General features: G+C 37.8%; 15 protein-coding genes. 10 read left to right on the top strand and 5 right to left on the bottom strand.

What is annotated here, in order from left to right; genetic code table 11:
• Window positions 1-655: 655 nt before the first annotated feature.
• The 8 genes from H7U17_RS02060 to H7U17_RS02025 all read left to right on the top strand — a co-directional run bounded on the left by H7U17_RS02060 (window position 656) and on the right by H7U17_RS02025 (window position 7994).
• The gene (locus tag H7U17_RS02060; RefSeq protein ID WP_186754255.1) at window positions 656-997 is read left to right on the top strand and encodes a hypothetical protein; all 342 of its coding nucleotides are present in this window, start codon (window positions 656-658) and stop codon (window positions 995-997) included.
• Window positions 998-1276: 279 nt separating this feature from the next.
• Window positions 1277-1744: a hypothetical protein gene (locus H7U17_RS02055; protein ID WP_186754253.1), complete on the top strand. Its 468-nt coding sequence runs from the start codon at window positions 1277-1279 to the stop codon at window positions 1742-1744.
• Between the two features lie 742 nt (window positions 1745-2486).
• Window positions 2487-3137 (top strand): hypothetical protein, encoded by a 651-nt coding sequence (locus H7U17_RS02050; RefSeq protein WP_186754251.1) that lies wholly within the window; start codon window positions 2487-2489, stop codon window positions 3135-3137.
• Between the two features lie 193 nt (window positions 3138-3330).
• Entirely contained in the window at window positions 3331-3546 is a 216-nt protein-coding gene (locus H7U17_RS02045; RefSeq protein WP_222439110.1) for a helix-turn-helix domain-containing protein, read from the top strand.
• Complete coding sequence (locus tag H7U17_RS02040; RefSeq protein WP_186754249.1) at window positions 3543-3872, top strand: HipA N-terminal domain-containing protein; 330 nt, start codon at window positions 3543-3545, stop codon at window positions 3870-3872. The genes H7U17_RS02045 and H7U17_RS02040 overlap by 4 nt, the downstream gene beginning before the upstream one ends.
• On the top strand, window positions 3869-4888 hold the full coding sequence (locus H7U17_RS02035) for a type II toxin-antitoxin system HipA family toxin (RefSeq protein WP_186754247.1): 1020 nt from the start codon (window positions 3869-3871) through the stop codon (window positions 4886-4888). Before H7U17_RS02040 ends, H7U17_RS02035 begins: the two co-directional genes overlap by 4 nt.
• Window positions 4889-5044: 156 nt before the next feature.
• Window positions 5045-5590 carry a YfiT family bacillithiol transferase gene (locus H7U17_RS02030; RefSeq protein ID WP_186754245.1) on the top strand — a complete coding sequence of 182 codons (546 nt, stop codon included), beginning with the start codon at window positions 5045-5047 and terminating at the stop codon, window positions 5588-5590.
• A 1318-nt stretch (window positions 5591-6908) separates the two neighbouring features.
• On the top strand, window positions 6909-7994 hold the full coding sequence (locus H7U17_RS02025) for a serine hydrolase domain-containing protein (RefSeq protein WP_186754243.1): 1086 nt from the start codon (window positions 6909-6911) through the stop codon (window positions 7992-7994).
• Window positions 7995-8009: 15 nt separating this feature from the next.
• On the opposite strand, the gene H7U17_RS02020 is transcribed toward H7U17_RS02025, so the two are convergent.
• The 4 genes from H7U17_RS02020 to H7U17_RS02005 form a co-directional block, all read right to left on the bottom strand.
• Complete coding sequence (locus H7U17_RS02020; RefSeq protein ID WP_186754241.1) at window positions 8010-8834, bottom strand: alpha/beta hydrolase; 825 nt, start codon at window positions 8832-8834, stop codon at window positions 8010-8012.
• A 328-nt stretch (window positions 8835-9162) separates the two neighbouring features.
• Window positions 9163-10500, bottom strand: coding sequence for an insecticidal delta-endotoxin Cry8Ea1 family protein (locus H7U17_RS02015; protein WP_186754239.1), 1338 nt, complete (start codon window positions 10498-10500; stop codon window positions 9163-9165).
• 165 nt (window positions 10501-10665) lie between these two features.
• Entirely contained in the window at window positions 10666-11913 is a 1248-nt protein-coding gene (fabF, locus tag H7U17_RS02010; RefSeq protein WP_222439109.1) for a beta-ketoacyl-ACP synthase II, read from the bottom strand.
• Complete coding sequence (locus tag H7U17_RS02005; RefSeq protein WP_186754237.1) at window positions 11910-12467, bottom strand: TetR/AcrR family transcriptional regulator; 558 nt, start codon at window positions 12465-12467, stop codon at window positions 11910-11912. The genes fabF and H7U17_RS02005 overlap by 4 nt, the downstream gene beginning before the upstream one ends.
• Before the next feature lie 287 nt (window positions 12468-12754).
• Between H7U17_RS02005 and H7U17_RS02000 the strand changes: the two genes are divergently transcribed.
• Complete coding sequence (locus H7U17_RS02000) at window positions 12755-13093, top strand: rhodanese-like domain-containing protein (protein ID WP_186754235.1); 339 nt, start codon at window positions 12755-12757, stop codon at window positions 13091-13093.
• A 70-nt stretch (window positions 13094-13163) separates the two neighbouring features.
• Complete coding sequence (trxA, locus tag H7U17_RS01995) at window positions 13164-13469, top strand: thioredoxin (protein WP_186754233.1); 306 nt, start codon at window positions 13164-13166, stop codon at window positions 13467-13469.
• Window positions 13470-13887: 418 nt separating this feature from the next.
• Here the strand turns inward: trxA and H7U17_RS01990 are convergent, their stop codons facing one another.
• Entirely contained in the window at window positions 13888-14103 is a 216-nt protein-coding gene (locus H7U17_RS01990) for a hypothetical protein (RefSeq protein WP_186754231.1), read from the bottom strand.
• Window positions 14104-14108 lie beyond the last annotated feature (5 nt).

The following is a 14108-nucleotide window of genomic DNA, read 5'->3' as shown; positions in this document are numbered from 1 at the left end:
CACCTGGTTGATTAATTGGTTTTTAACCTTTGCTCATCAGGAGGTTTATATAGATATAGATCAATGTAAATGCATAGTAAATCAAAATAATCGAATTACAAATACAAGTCTATAAAATTAGTTTTACTGAAACTTTCCTAATTGAAATGGATGATCAAGAAAAGGCCGATACCCTAAATGCCATTTTAAAGGCCCTTACAGATAAAGAATAAAGTTTACAATAATACTTCCGAATCCAAACATATTGCTGAAAGTGTTGCCCAAGGCTACAAGGAAATACTGAATGAACTATAAGATTATCTGTTGCCATCCCTTAATCAATTATTTTCAATGGAATATCATGAACAATTTAAACCCTGAAGTATGATACCGTTTTTATTGTGGCTAGCACACGCTTCCAGCTCTTATTTTGCTAACAACTTTTTTAGCTGCAATCAAGATCTAGGTTTGTTTTATTAAGCATTTAATTCTTAAAATCTAATTAAGAGGCATAAGAATTTGTGATGGATAAAACCAGGACAGTCTCAAATAGAAAAACCATAATATTCAACAGCTAAAAGTTTATTACAAAGAAAAAAATCTAATTTTTGCTTTTTTGTGACAATGTTTTTAAATTTTGTAGGTATTTGTTTGAATTTAATAAACGATTTTTATCATGAAACCGTATTTATTCCTCATTTTATCGGTTATTTTTTCTTGTAAAGAAGAAAATCCAGACGTATATAAAGATTGTGCCGAGTATCAGAATTTGAAAGTAATTGATAATATATCTCAAGTTTCAGGAGTTATAACCTTTCACGATTCTTATGTAATAAATGATGTGGAATTAGTTTCTGAACATCAAATAATGACAACCTTATTTCCATGTAATCTAGACGAATCATTTCAGCAGGAGGGACTAAATGTAATTTTTGATGGGTATCTTTTGGAAAGTCAAGATAACGAAGACATTGCTGGACAGGTCATTATTTTAACTAACATTGAAATTAAAAATTAATCTGAAATCTTTTTTAAAGGTATGAGAAACTTAAATATTTTTTAGTCTTAGGGCAACGACTTATTGCAATTAATACTTTTTGGCAAAACAATTTTCAGCTAAATATTTAAACAAAAATGACTGAAAATAAAAACGTAATCTATGAATCTCTACAAGAATACAATCCAGCCTCCTTTGAATTGGAGTCACAACATGCTTTTTAATAGAATAAATTATCCTCTTAAAGAATTTTCTAGCACCTTCAGCGGGGAGAGTTTATGTCAATAAAATATTACAATCATGAAATTAATACTAAATCTGCTAATACTGCTCACGACAATTGCAATTAATAACGTACATGCTCAATCAAGTGTCCCTGATACATATCAATTGGTTAAAGGTGGTAAATCATATCCTAAAATAAATTTGTATTTATTTTATAATCCTGATCATGGATGGACAAAGGATACAATAAACAATAAAACCGTTTTTAAAAATGGGAAAGACCTTTTCAGTTTAGCCCCATCGAAAACACAAGGAATGGAAATCAGTGAAGATGAATACGACGAGATTGAATTCACCAACGTTAAAAATTTATATGAAATAGAAAGTTTGGAAATAAACAAAAGGTCTGAACAGATAGAGAAAACCGAAAAAAGGAAATTAATCCCTCCACTGGATCATCGTGTATTGAAACTACATTTGATTAAAGAATACAATGGTTCTTATTATGTCTATATTGTAGATTGGACTTCCCTTACTTATTAGACTAGTTTAAACCTATTCTTCTAATCCTTTTTACATTTCTTACTTTTCTTCTTTGGAATCCCAGGCTGGGTGTAATTTGCAATTACACCCTTCTATCTCTACCAATTTGTAATTGGCTTTTTCAAAACAAAGGTACTACGAAAGCCATATCTTTAAATCACTGAATTGCAAATTTAAAGGGATATTAGGGTGTAGTCACAGACATACACCCAGGCCAACGTCTATTCTACGGCTAGGGGAGCACGAAATATCCATCGAAATCCCGTTATTCGGCCTTTGGAGCATTCGGTTTTGAGACAGTTGATGGAGGCGTATAGAAAATGAGTTAGCTCGCGAAGTGAACGAGCGAGATCCGCTCATTTTTAGCCTACGGCAAATGGCACAAAATCAAATTGAGAAAAAATGATTATTGCCCCAAACGAATTCACTCAATTTGAATATCTTGCCCGCCCGTGGCGGGAGGCTCCATGGCCTAGATTCCTGCCTCACGGTAGGCGAGGTTTGGTTCTTTTCGTCAATGGAAATGCGAAGCATTCATGAAGACCATCAAGAACAAAACAATACCTGAATAAAAGAACAAAGAACTATAACCTTAAATTGTATGGTTCCGTGCACCATTGCGGATACGAATAAAAAAATGACCGCTACCCCACTGGCATGTCATAAGATATTCTTCTGGCGAATTTTCTAGCATATTGAAATAGATGAACTTCCCCCCATGTTTCATCAAAACTTTTAAGCTATGCTAGTGATCAATAATTTCAATACAGGCAATAATAGTCGGACCATTATTGCCGATCAAGTCTTTGCCTCAGATGAGGAGATCTACATCCCCTCACTCCTGTCCCAATCCGAAAAAGAAGATTTATCAGCCTTTTTTACACATTTTTTTACCCAAAAATATGCCTTACCTGAAGCCAGGGCAGCTTTGGGAGCCTTATCCATCAAAATAATCCATGGGGGACTGGTTACTTATTGGGAGTCTGTAGGCCATGCATTTACTTTTAAGCAGGATTTCGCCAAGCTGATTGAAGCGGCCTTTCTGATTTCACAGGAAAACCACCCACACTTGAAGGTGAAGACCATCGCAAAATCCAATCTTGTCCCCAAGGCAGTTTTAAAAAAGAGCAGAAAGCTTTCCCATATCCTGCCCTATTTACCTTATTCGACTGACCCAAAAGATTCCTTGGATCCAATCCTTAACCTAAAGATGCTTTTTATCAATCCGAAACCTAAAAAACTGTTGTCTGTTTTGAACGATTGGAGTCTTTGCACATTAGGGGACTTAAAGCCTTCTTATGAACTCAAAAGCGACCATTATTTTTATGATATGGTATTTCATCTGGTTTTGGATGCTTGCCATTTGATTTATGTGAGAAGTAAGGATAAGTAGAAATACCCCCTTTCTTAATTGAAATTATCAATCGACAATTATCAAAACGCACAATGCTTTTTCATATTATACTATGAAAAAAACTAACCTATCCCTTAAAATCATTAAGGCTCACATCCATTTTCACACTATAATGTGATTTATATTGATTTGTAATTGACTTTTTGCTATTTTTGTCAAAAATCACATTATAATGACAATTAATGAGATAGGAAATAGCATTAGGGAGCGTCGCAAAATGTTGGACATAACCCAACCAGATCTAGCGGAAATGGCCCAAATCAGCATCAACACCCTCTACAAAATCGAAAGAGGTGAGGCAAACCCTTCGGTAAGGGTCTTGAACAAAATTGCCAATATCCTGGGACTGGAAATTTCAATAGCTGTCAAAAAAGTAACTGATCGATGAAAAGGGCCAAGGTATTAAGAAACGGAGAATTGGTAGGCTGGCTAGCCAAAGAAGGCCCTGAAAAGTACACCTTTTCATATGACCAGACCTGGTTTGATGATCCCCAAAAACCTGCGCTTAGCCTTACTTTGCCCAAAAGCCAAAAAGATTATCGATCAGAACACCTATTTCCTTTCTTTTTCAATATGCTTTCCGAAGGTGTAAACTTAAAGCTCCAAGCCCGTCAATACCAGATTGATGAATCCGATTACTTTGGACTTTTATTGCGCACCGCTGACAAAGAAACCGTTGGTCCCATCACTGTCCACCCCATAAATGAACCATGATTAAGATTACAAACTGCCCTGGCACGCTAGCACCCGATCACGAGACTTATAGTAGCCGATGCATCAGGCATATGTTTGAAGGTAAAAAAACAAGCCATTTTTTACCTTACCAGAGCCACCAGTCCAATAATGATCAGGAAATGGCAGCCATGATGGATAACCGGAAACGAATATCCATTTCCGGAGTCCAAGAAAAATTATCTGTAATTTGGGATAAAGGAGTTATCCGCTTGACCAAAGTAGGTGAACAAGGCACTTATATCCTTAAACCAATCCCTAGGGATTTGGAAAGGGTGGACCAGGTTCCCGCAAATGAGCACCTGACCATGCAGATAGCCAAGCAAGTATATGGGTTGACAACCGCCGAAAATGCCTTGATATTCTTTCAAAATGGAGAACCCGCTTATCTCACCAAAAGGTTTGATGTATTAAAAAACGGAAGAAAATTAGGGATCGAGGATTTTGCCACACTAGCGGGTAAAACAAAGGAAACCGATGGTGATGAATTCAAATACAATTACAGCTATGAGGGTATCGGAGACCTCATTAAACAATATGCCGCTGCTGCTCCCATAGCTATGGAAAACTTCTATAAATTGGTATTGTTCAATTTCCTGTTTTCCAATGGAGATGCCCACCTGAAAAACTTCAGCCTTTTGGAAACCCCTGCAGGAGATTACCAATTGAGTCCTGCCTATGACCTTACAAATTCCCGACTCCATGTAAAAGACCCAGAACTCGCTTTAAAAGATGGGCTTTTCAAAAACGATTATGAGACCGAAAGCTATAACGCCAATGGGTTTTATGCGTACGATGATTTCCTTGAATTTGGAATAAGATTAGGAATTCTAGAGACAAGGGCACTGAAGATTTTAGGGGATTTCAAAACTGAACACAAAGAGGTTAAAGATTTAATTTCCAGAAGTTTTCTGAGTGAAGAAGCAAAAAAAATCTATTTACAAACCTATCAAAATCGATTAAACTCCCTCAACTACTCATTTAACCATAAAACCTGACAGTTCACCATTCTCTTCAAATCACTTACTTAAACCCGCATCTTGGGAATGTACCCCATAAACTCGAGTTGATTTTTAATCATTACTCTAAAAAAGAACCGATCCATTTTCTTTTAATTGACCAAGATATTCTGACAGTATTTTTTAATTTTAAGCATGGAAAATGTAAGTGACTTAAACCGATTAAAATTCCCTATTGGCCATTTTGAGAAAAAAGAATCTTATTCAAGTGATGAATTGAACAAACTTATCATCATCAATGAATCTGCACCCGCCAAGTACAGAAAAATAGTCGAAAGTCTGAAACCTGAAGACCTGAACAAAACTTACCGTGAAGGGAGTTGGACTATCCAGCAATTAATCCATCATGTAGCGGATATCCAATTGCTTCATTTTTTGAGGATGAAAAAAGCATTGACAGAGCCAAATTACAAGGAAGTGACGCTTATTGATATGGATGGCTGGGCCGGAACCGATGATGGAACCAAAGCGCCTGTTGAAGATTCATTGATGATGTTTGAAGGAATAAATAAAAGATATGTGTTTCTTCTTAGGTCATTAGATGATGCGACATTGAAGATCCAATACTATCATTCGGTACGGAAATTCACCATCAATCAAGCACAAGCCATAGCGATGTCAGCATGGCATGTAGACCATCACCTTGCCCATATTAAAATTGCTTTGGGAGAATCACTTTAAATTTGATTTATATGAGCAGTGCGGATAGGTAGAAATACCCCTTTCTTAATTGAATGTATCAATCGACAATTATCAAAACACACCATGTTTTTCACATTATACTATGAAAAATACTAGCCTAGCCACCAACATGGAATGACTTACAATCAATTTTCACACTATAATATGATTTATATTGATTTCAACTCTTAGGTTAACCAAATTCAATAGGTATTTCAAGGGTTGGAGGAATCACTAGGCCATCCCAAATCTATTTTGATAAAGTTGCTGAAGGGAGAATGGTTCATCTATTTTGGAATGCTCGTTATGCTGGCGTGCATAGGTTTCCCCGTTTATTTCATAGAAAACGCCCCCCTATTTTTCCCTTAATCTTGCTGTGTATTCCATCTGCTTTTACCATCATCAAAAAGGTTCAAAAGTAATACTTGGCTAATAACAATCCCCTACAAGTTAGGTAATTACCTTCTATCAATCATATATATACTTTTACTTTCCTCTGGATCAACCAAGGAACAATTCCAAATTATATTCGGATTTCATTCGGATATAACCGAGCTTGATCCGAAGGTGATCCGGAGGTGATCCCTGAGTGTTCCGAAGAATATTTTGATTTCCCTAATCCTAACCTGCACTTACAATGAGGACATTTATAAAATATGGTGTCGAATACGCAAAGATTTAATAGGGCTATGTCCTAAGTCAAAACATCCCCGAAGGTCATTACTGGGGAAGCATCTCTTCCAGAAAAAAATAGCTAAAGCCCCCCCACAGCGAGTGACACTGACTTAAAGCTCAGGTCATCAAGAACAAAACATTACCTGAATAAATGTAGAAAGAGCAATAAAGGAAAAGTAGTATTGAAATTGGTTACCTGCCAAGGAATTCACCTTTAGGCCAATATTGTAATTTATTGGGTAATAAGGGCTCAGACCGAGCGCCCACCTTCCGGAGGACAGGGAGTTGAGGTCCTACGTCTAACCTTCGACTTTACCTGGTAGTTAGACAGGTCCGCTCAGGCTGTCATCTTTGCACTGATACCTTAAAAGCTATTTCCCAAGGTTACCTGCTACATTGCAGATACATATTTTATTTTTTATTAATCTGTATGTCCGCAATTGCACCAGTAAGGTTCACCGTCCAAAATATGTTCTCAAAAATAGCCCATATCTAACCGAAATGAAGAATTAAATCAGTGTAAATCTGTGGAATCCGTGAGAAATAAGGTGACTGGTGTGAAAACGGATAATCATATTTATTAATTTGAAGCTGAAAATAAGCCAGTTACTTTTCGATCTGTTCAACTTTTATCTATTTAAAAATGAAAATACACGCATTTGCATTATCCTTTTTACTAATCATTAATACTGGTTTTGGCCAGCAACTGAACCCATTATCCCTACCTACAGATGAACAACTTCAGCTAATTTCAACATGTGCCCAGAAACTCCCAAATCAAGCACAACTATCTATAGCAATTATTAAAGACGGTGAAGTGAATTTTTATGGTGTTAAAAAGGAGGATGATTCACTTACCCCCATCGACAATGCCCAAAAAGTTTTTGAAATAGGATCCATCACTAAAGTCTTCACCGCTACCCTGCTTGCCAAACAAGTTCTGGAAAACAAGGTAAAACTGGACGACGATATCAATGATTACCTGGACTATTCCTTAAAAGACAATACCAAAATTACATTCGAACAGTTAGCCACACACACTTCAGGATTGCCCAGAGTGCCCATTAGCTTGAGTTCTCCTACATTGAACTTGGAGAATCCTTACAAAGACTATGATAAAAATAAACTGAAAATATACCTCACTGAAAAATTAATACTGGATGCTGCTCAGGGAGAAAAGTCTTCCTATTCCAATTTGGGCTTTGGCCTTTTAGGCTACCTGGAAGGCCTGATCGAAAACAGCAGCTATGAAGATTTACTTCAAAATCGAATATTCTCTAAATATCACATGGACAACTCAACTACCGACCGCAATGCCGTCCAGCATATTTTGGTAAAGGGACTCAATGATAATGGCCAAGAAGTTCCCAACTGGGATATGGCAGTGCATATGGGAGCAGGAGGGATTTTATCCACCGTTGAGGACCTTTCAAAATTTGCGCTCGCCCAATTTGACAATAATAATAAGGAACTAAATTTGACCAGACAGGCCCATTTCAAAATCGAAGACAACTATTCCATTGGTCTGGCCTGGGGACTGATAAAAGTAGCATCTGGTGAAGAGTGGATCTGGCATAATGGAGGAACAGGTGGATACACTTCTTCGATGATCATTAATACCAATACTAAAAATGGAATTATCATCTTATCGAATATATCTGCTTTAGGGAAATTGACCAGTAATATTGGCGATCTATCCCATGAACTGATGACCACATTGGAGCAATAGGTGTTTTTTTGATTGCTAAATTCCAGCCACAAAGCTATTTATCTGTTCCACATACCAACCTCCAAATCCTTTGTTATCTAATTCATGAGAAAAACCAGATAAATGCTCTCCAGGATAGGGAATAACTTTACAATGGCCACCAAGCACTTCTTGAAGATCCAATGCGTCTTGATGGGTTGTGATGCTATCCTTAGAAGCTGTAAAAATCAAAAGGGGGACATCTATTGATACAATGGCTTTTCGATACTCAAAAGACTCCTCGGGAAGCACCAAGAGCTTTTCCTTGGCCTTATACCGATCTATTATCGCCATAGTATCAGTAACATAGCCTTCCCCAATAATAAAATCTACCTTGTCCTTTATATTGGGATATGCACGAGAGGTAATTGTGGTCCCCATAGACATGGCCCAAATCCCTAATTTTTTGCCCTTAAACTTTAACCTGGCAGTGTTTATCACCGCCTCAAGGTCTTTGGAAAACTCCGTATAGTAAAGGTAATCTGGCTGGATTTCGAAATCATCACTTTTACCAAAGCCTCTATAATCGAATGTAATGACTGTGTAACCCGCATTTGCCAGTGTCCCTGCATAGTAGACAAAGTAAGACATGTTTCCTGCATCAGGGTATGCCAAGACCAACACTGTATCCTTATTATTTTCCGGCTTAGCCTCATAAATCCATGAGTTTAGCTCATAGCCATCTTCAGTTGTAATTTTCAGCTGCTCATAATTCCAATTAATAGAATCTGGGGTCATAAAATATTCACGGTCCGGCTTTATGGCAAAGGATTGGTTCAGCAGCCCAAGACAAAAGATGAAAAGAAAAATCTTAGATTTCATATGAGTCTATAAAGTGATACACTATTGGCTTATCAAATGATTACAAGGTTCTAAACTTAAATAAAACTATCTGTATATCCACTATTCCACCAGTAAGTATTACACTTCAAAACATTAACTCAAAAATGACATATATTTCACAGAAATAATTATTTAAACCTGTCTACCGCCAGATATATCAGTGGAAATCCGTGAAAAACAAGGCTACTGGTATGAAATCAGATAATCATATAGAACTAAATTAATTTAATAGTATTAATCCTTTCCAACAAAAAAGCCCCAGGCATACCCCAGGGCTTTACTTACCATCCAACTAAATCTATAAATCTTAACTCACTGTTTCCACTGCAGGAAAGACATAAGTGGTCATCTTCTCCAAATAGGGAAGGGAATTTTCATTAGGATTTCCTAACCAATCAGTAAGCTGATTGACAACTTGCTCCGTGTGATAATTTGCAGCCCTTCTGGCCTTGGTACCACAACTCTCCCCATTTTTTGTATTATAATACCTTCCGGACACATAACCCGTTTCATCATCACACCATTTACAACCAGGCTTACTTACGCACATATTACCCTGACAATCCACAAATGGATTACTAAACACCCTGATCTTTGCCTTTCTATCGCTGATGACTGCATTAAAAGTATCTGAAATATGTGTATGATATTCCTTGGCCTTGGAATGCAAAGTAACGGAGTAGCTTGACTCATTAGGATCAAAATTTTTCGGGTCCACCAAGGCCAGTTCCTGAAGTATTATCAAATGGAAGGCCGCTGCTGTCTGAAAAGTTTGCAAGGATTTCCTTTTATAACTTTCAGACATAAGTAATGCTATCACTTTGGTGTAAAAGTCAGGTAAAAAGTCCGTAATGCGATTGGTCAGCACTTTTCGATCCTCCTTGGAAGATAAATCTGAGGCATCTTTCAAATCTTGATACTCTCCCATCATAAAACCAATGAACCCACTTATTCCTGCATTGATTTTTTCAATCTCATTGGTATGGATTTCTTCCCTAACCACCTTTTTGACCTCATCAATCATCTTTTTAGAATCACTTTTGGCTCCAAATATCTCCTGCATTACAAAACTCAGGATCATGGAACCAATCTGACCGCCAATGGCACCAGCTGCACTGGAAAATAATTTCTTGATCAGTGTTTTGGCAAAATCTGAGCCTCCCGTTAACATTTGGGTACTTGGCATCTCAGGCAAAGCTGGTTTCAGATGAACCACATTTCCATTATCAATCATAACGGCATCAAAGAAATAAATGATTTCTGCCTTATTGGTTTTCCTTACCAAAACACCTGTGCTCGCCTTAAAATTTAAATAGGGGGCTTTAAGGAAAGTAAAAAAATCACTTTCTATTTTTTCATCCTCCAATAAGGGCACATACCTTTCAACTTCATCAAGCGCACAATTTTTAGAGGCCTCAAGTATTTTGGTTTGGACCTTATTGATGGCATAAAAGTCATCTTCTGATGCCAGCGGAATATTGTTAGCAGCTGGATGCTGAAGGATATGCTCCACTTGTTTCGATACAAACTCTGCTAAGGCTTCCTCCGATGCCTCCTCATAGATTCTTTTAAATATTAAGGCCGTCTTTTCTTTTAGGAATTGCTCCTTCTCGTTGATTAAGATGTTTTTAAATAAAAAATTCATAGCTTAAATAATTTTATAGTGACAATAAGGAGGTAAAAATACACACCAGCAAACAATAAAAAACGGGTAAAAATACCTGATTATTCAATCCCCAATTAAAATAAATTCATAAAAAGAGCCTGTATTCCTTCGAATACAAGCTCTCTATCTTCTTCGACAAGACAATTAATCTTCGTATTTCTTAAAAATCGTGGTGGCGATATGTCCTCCAAATCCAAAGGTATTGCTCATTGCATAATCCACTTGTTTCTGCTGGGCGACATCTAAGGTCAGGTCAAATACCCCTTTATAGGCCGGCTCCACTTCCTTCACATTGATGGTAGGCGGAATGACATTTTCCTGCACTGCTTTGATACAGGCAATGGCCTCAACCGCACCGGCTGCTCCTAATAAATGGCCGGTCATAGACTTGGTCGCACTGATATTCAATTTACTCTCTCTCCCAAAGACTCTTTCTGCTGCCCTTAACTCGCTTAGATCACCTTGAGGTGTAGAAGTTGCATGGGTATTAAGGTAGTCGATAGCCTCTGGCCCTATCCCCGCGTCATCAAGAGCTGCAAGCATTCCCAAATAAGCCCCTTCACCTTCAGGGTGTGTACCTGTCAAGTGATAGGCATCTGCAGCCATTCCTCCCCCTACGATTTCTGCAAGTATATTGGCCCCTCGTCTTTGGGCACTTTCCAGGTCTTCCAATATAATGGCCCCTGCTCCTTCTCCCATGACGAAGCCATCCCTACTCACATCAAATGGCCTGGATGCTGTCCTAGCATTCTCATTATTGGTCGACAAGGCTTTCGCTGCGTTAAATCCACCAATGGAGCACTCCGTGATAGCAGCCTCAGATCCGCCTGTGATAATCATATCTGCTTTGTTCCATTTGATATAATTAAAAGCATCTATAATGGCAGTATTGGAGGTCGCACAGGCGGACACGGTGGTAAAATTAATGCCCCTTAATCCATATTTGATCGATATTACTCCTGAAGCAATGTCAACAATCATTTTTGGAATAAAGAAAGGATTGAATCTCGGTGTCCCATCACCTTGGACGTATTCGGTCACCTGCTGCTGAAAGGTATCAATACCTCCATTTCCTGACCCCCAGATTACCCCAATCCTGTTTTTATCCAGCTGGTCAAAATCAATATTTCCATTTTTCACCGCCTCTTCCACTGCAATCAATGCGTATTGTGCATATGCATCATTCCTTCTGGCTGTTGCTTTATCTATATGATTTAATGGATCAAAATCCTTCAGCTCACAGGCAAATTTGGTCTTGAACTTGGTCACATCAAATTTGGTGATTGGCCCAGCTCCACTTTCACCTGCCTTTAATGATTGCCAGAAATCATTCACATTATTTCCTATAGGTGTCAATGCCCCCACTCCAGTTATCACTACTCTTCTCATCATTTTCTATTTATTAGGTCATTAATAATACCTTCTTTGGCTTGTTTGAAATCATGGTCATAGCTAATTCTAGAAAGCTGCTCAGCTCCTAAAATACTCGTAACCACCATCTGTGCCTTGGTTTTGTCCTCCGTTGTATAGTAAAAAGCCCCTTGGTCCTTGCCCGCTTTTAAAGTTTCTACCAACCACAACAAGGTGCTATCTGTCAAGACCTTTAACTCAAGTTGAGTATGCTCGTCAAATGTAAAATAATCACCAGCCAAGGCTCCAAGAATACTTATCTTCCCTTCAGACCTGGCCATTGAGTAGGTATTTAGAAACAATTTGATTTTATCCAAGGGATCTTCATCTTCTACTCTTTTTTTGAATTTGGTAAGAAGATCTCTATGCTTTTGAATCACCGCAATGATCAAAGCTGACTTAGTGGCAAAGTGATAATGAATGGAAGCATTCTTGATATTAAGCGCTTTTGAAATATCTCCGAAGCTAAATGCATTACAACCTTTCGTCCTGATAAAAGCATCTGCGAGTTGAACTATTTTTTCTTTGGTATTCATGCCTCAAATATAACTACCTACTAATAGGTAGGCAAGAATAACTGAAATATTTTTAGTATACAACCACACCATAATTCCCTCACATTCAATACTTATAAGCAATTAATAAAACCATATATATAAAACCCTAATCAAAAAGCGGCACTATTGAGATAGAAATGGAGAAACCTATCCCCCCTAAAATTGGTTTTAAAACTGATACCATAACATATTTATTTCCTATGTGACATTAATTACTGAAAAGCGATAGGACACTTGGTAATTTTGTATCAAAAATTGAAATAAATATGCTATTCGATATCTTTAAAAAACAAGAAAAAAACTATACCGACCTTAAAGCTGAAGCTTTTAAGGAAGGCATGCAGCATAAAGATGCTGTCATCATTGATGTAAGGTCCTCTGGGGAATTTAGGTCAGGAAAAATCAAAGGGGCACGTAATATCAACTTGATGTCTGCCGACTTTATGGAGCAAATCAAACACCTCCCCAAAGACAAGGAGTATTACCTCTATTGTCGCAGCGGAAACAGAAGTGGCAGTGCTGCCAGTGTGATGGATAAGCAAGGCTTTAAAAAAGTCTATAACCTGACCGGAGGCATTGGAAGTTGGCCTTATGAAGTGGAATAAAAAAATTAAATTTGAGACAAATAAAAGTAGTACGGCATAATGCATGTTATTGCTTTAAACCTTATAACTTATGGCTGAAAAAAAATCCTTTGACACCCTGATTGCTGGAGACCAACCTGTATTAGTGGATTTTTACGCCACTTGGTGTGGACCTTGTAAAGCCCTGCATCCCATTCTCGAAGACACAGCAAAGCATTTTGGAAGTATGGTAAAGATCATCAAGGTTGATGTAGATAAAAACCCTGCAGCAGCACAAAAGTTCCAAGTGCGAGGTGTTCCTACACTCTTGCTTTTCAAAAATGGCAAAATGCTATGGAGACAGTCAGGAGTGGTGCCAGGGCCACAACTTCAGCAAATTATCCAACAACACGTTTAAAGTCCAGTAGAAACAGATTACTGTTAACAAAGTTGTATTAAACACCCATATATTACTGCGATAGAATTTCTTTCGTAAGCATATAATACAAGAGGCTGTCTTAAAATAAACAAATCCGTCATCACGAGGTCAACATTTTCTCAAATGTAAAGGAGTTGAATGACGTGAGCTTAAAATCGATGTCATACTGACGATAGAGCCTGTCCCGATTACTTTCGGGAAAGCATCTCTTCCAGTAACAATTAGGAAAAGAGATCCTCTCGCCGCGGCGAGTGACTTTGATTCACATCACTGTCAATGGTAGCAAAGCGAAGTGATCTCGATATACTCCCATTGCACGTAGATGAAGCAATGACGGGAACTTTTGAGACAGCCTCTTTATATTTTTAGATGATCAATTTCCTACAAACCCTCCCATTCATTTCTTTTGTGGATGCTCCTCCATATGGTGCTTTAAAAGTTGCTTTAAACTGTTGAGGTAATCAGAGAAGTTTTTGGTATCCATTTTGGAGTTAATCTCCGAGGAGATAGTTATGGGATTTTCATCCAGATATTGATAAAGTTCTGGATACTCCTGCTCTATCTTTAAGGTAATATCATTGATTTCTTTGGTAAGCTGCTGTAGGCGTTTCATAAAAT

This window comes from Echinicola salinicaeni (genome assembly GCF_014280965.1).
GTDB classification, from domain to species: Bacteria; Bacteroidota; Bacteroidia; order Cytophagales; family Cyclobacteriaceae; genus Echinicola; species Echinicola salinicaeni.
Note: the sequence above shows the minus strand (reverse complement) of the source record. Positions and strands in the feature narration are given on the sequence as shown.

What these genes read in the sequence shown, in the direction of transcription:
- H7U17_RS02060 (WP_186754255.1), top strand. Translation starts at nt 656, where the DNA reads ATGAAACCGTATTTATTCCTCATTTTATCGGTTATTTTTTCTTGTAAA.
- H7U17_RS02055 (WP_186754253.1), top strand. Translation starts at nt 1,277, where the DNA reads ATGAAATTAATACTAAATCTGCTAATACTGCTCACGACAATTGCAATT.
- H7U17_RS02050 (WP_186754251.1), top strand. Translation starts at nt 2,487, where the DNA reads ATGCTAGTGATCAATAATTTCAATACAGGCAATAATAGTCGGACCATT.
- H7U17_RS02045 (WP_222439110.1), top strand. Translation starts at nt 3,331, where the DNA reads ATGACAATTAATGAGATAGGAAATAGCATTAGGGAGCGTCGCAAAATG.
- H7U17_RS02040 (WP_186754249.1), top strand. Translation starts at nt 3,543, where the DNA reads ATGAAAAGGGCCAAGGTATTAAGAAACGGAGAATTGGTAGGCTGGCTA.
- H7U17_RS02035 (WP_186754247.1), top strand. Translation starts at nt 3,869, where the DNA reads ATGATTAAGATTACAAACTGCCCTGGCACGCTAGCACCCGATCACGAG.
- H7U17_RS02030 (WP_186754245.1), top strand. Translation starts at nt 5,045, where the DNA reads ATGGAAAATGTAAGTGACTTAAACCGATTAAAATTCCCTATTGGCCAT.
- H7U17_RS02025 (WP_186754243.1), top strand. Translation starts at nt 6,909, where the DNA reads ATGAAAATACACGCATTTGCATTATCCTTTTTACTAATCATTAATACT.
- H7U17_RS02020 (WP_186754241.1), bottom strand. Translation starts at nt 8,834, where the DNA reads ATGAAATCTAAGATTTTTCTTTTCATCTTTTGTCTTGGGCTGCTGAAC.
- H7U17_RS02015 (WP_186754239.1), bottom strand. Translation starts at nt 10,500, where the DNA reads ATGAATTTTTTATTTAAAAACATCTTAATCAACGAGAAGGAGCAATTC.
- fabF (WP_222439109.1), bottom strand. Translation starts at nt 11,913, where the DNA reads ATGATGAGAAGAGTAGTGATAACTGGAGTGGGGGCATTGACACCTATA.
- H7U17_RS02005 (WP_186754237.1), bottom strand. Translation starts at nt 12,467, where the DNA reads ATGAATACCAAAGAAAAAATAGTTCAACTCGCAGATGCTTTTATCAGG.
- H7U17_RS02000 (WP_186754235.1), top strand. Translation starts at nt 12,755, where the DNA reads ATGCTATTCGATATCTTTAAAAAACAAGAAAAAAACTATACCGACCTT.
- trxA (WP_186754233.1), top strand. Translation starts at nt 13,164, where the DNA reads ATGGCTGAAAAAAAATCCTTTGACACCCTGATTGCTGGAGACCAACCT.
- H7U17_RS01990 (WP_186754231.1), bottom strand. Translation starts at nt 14,103, where the DNA reads ATGAAACGCCTACAGCAGCTTACCAAAGAAATCAATGATATTACCTTA.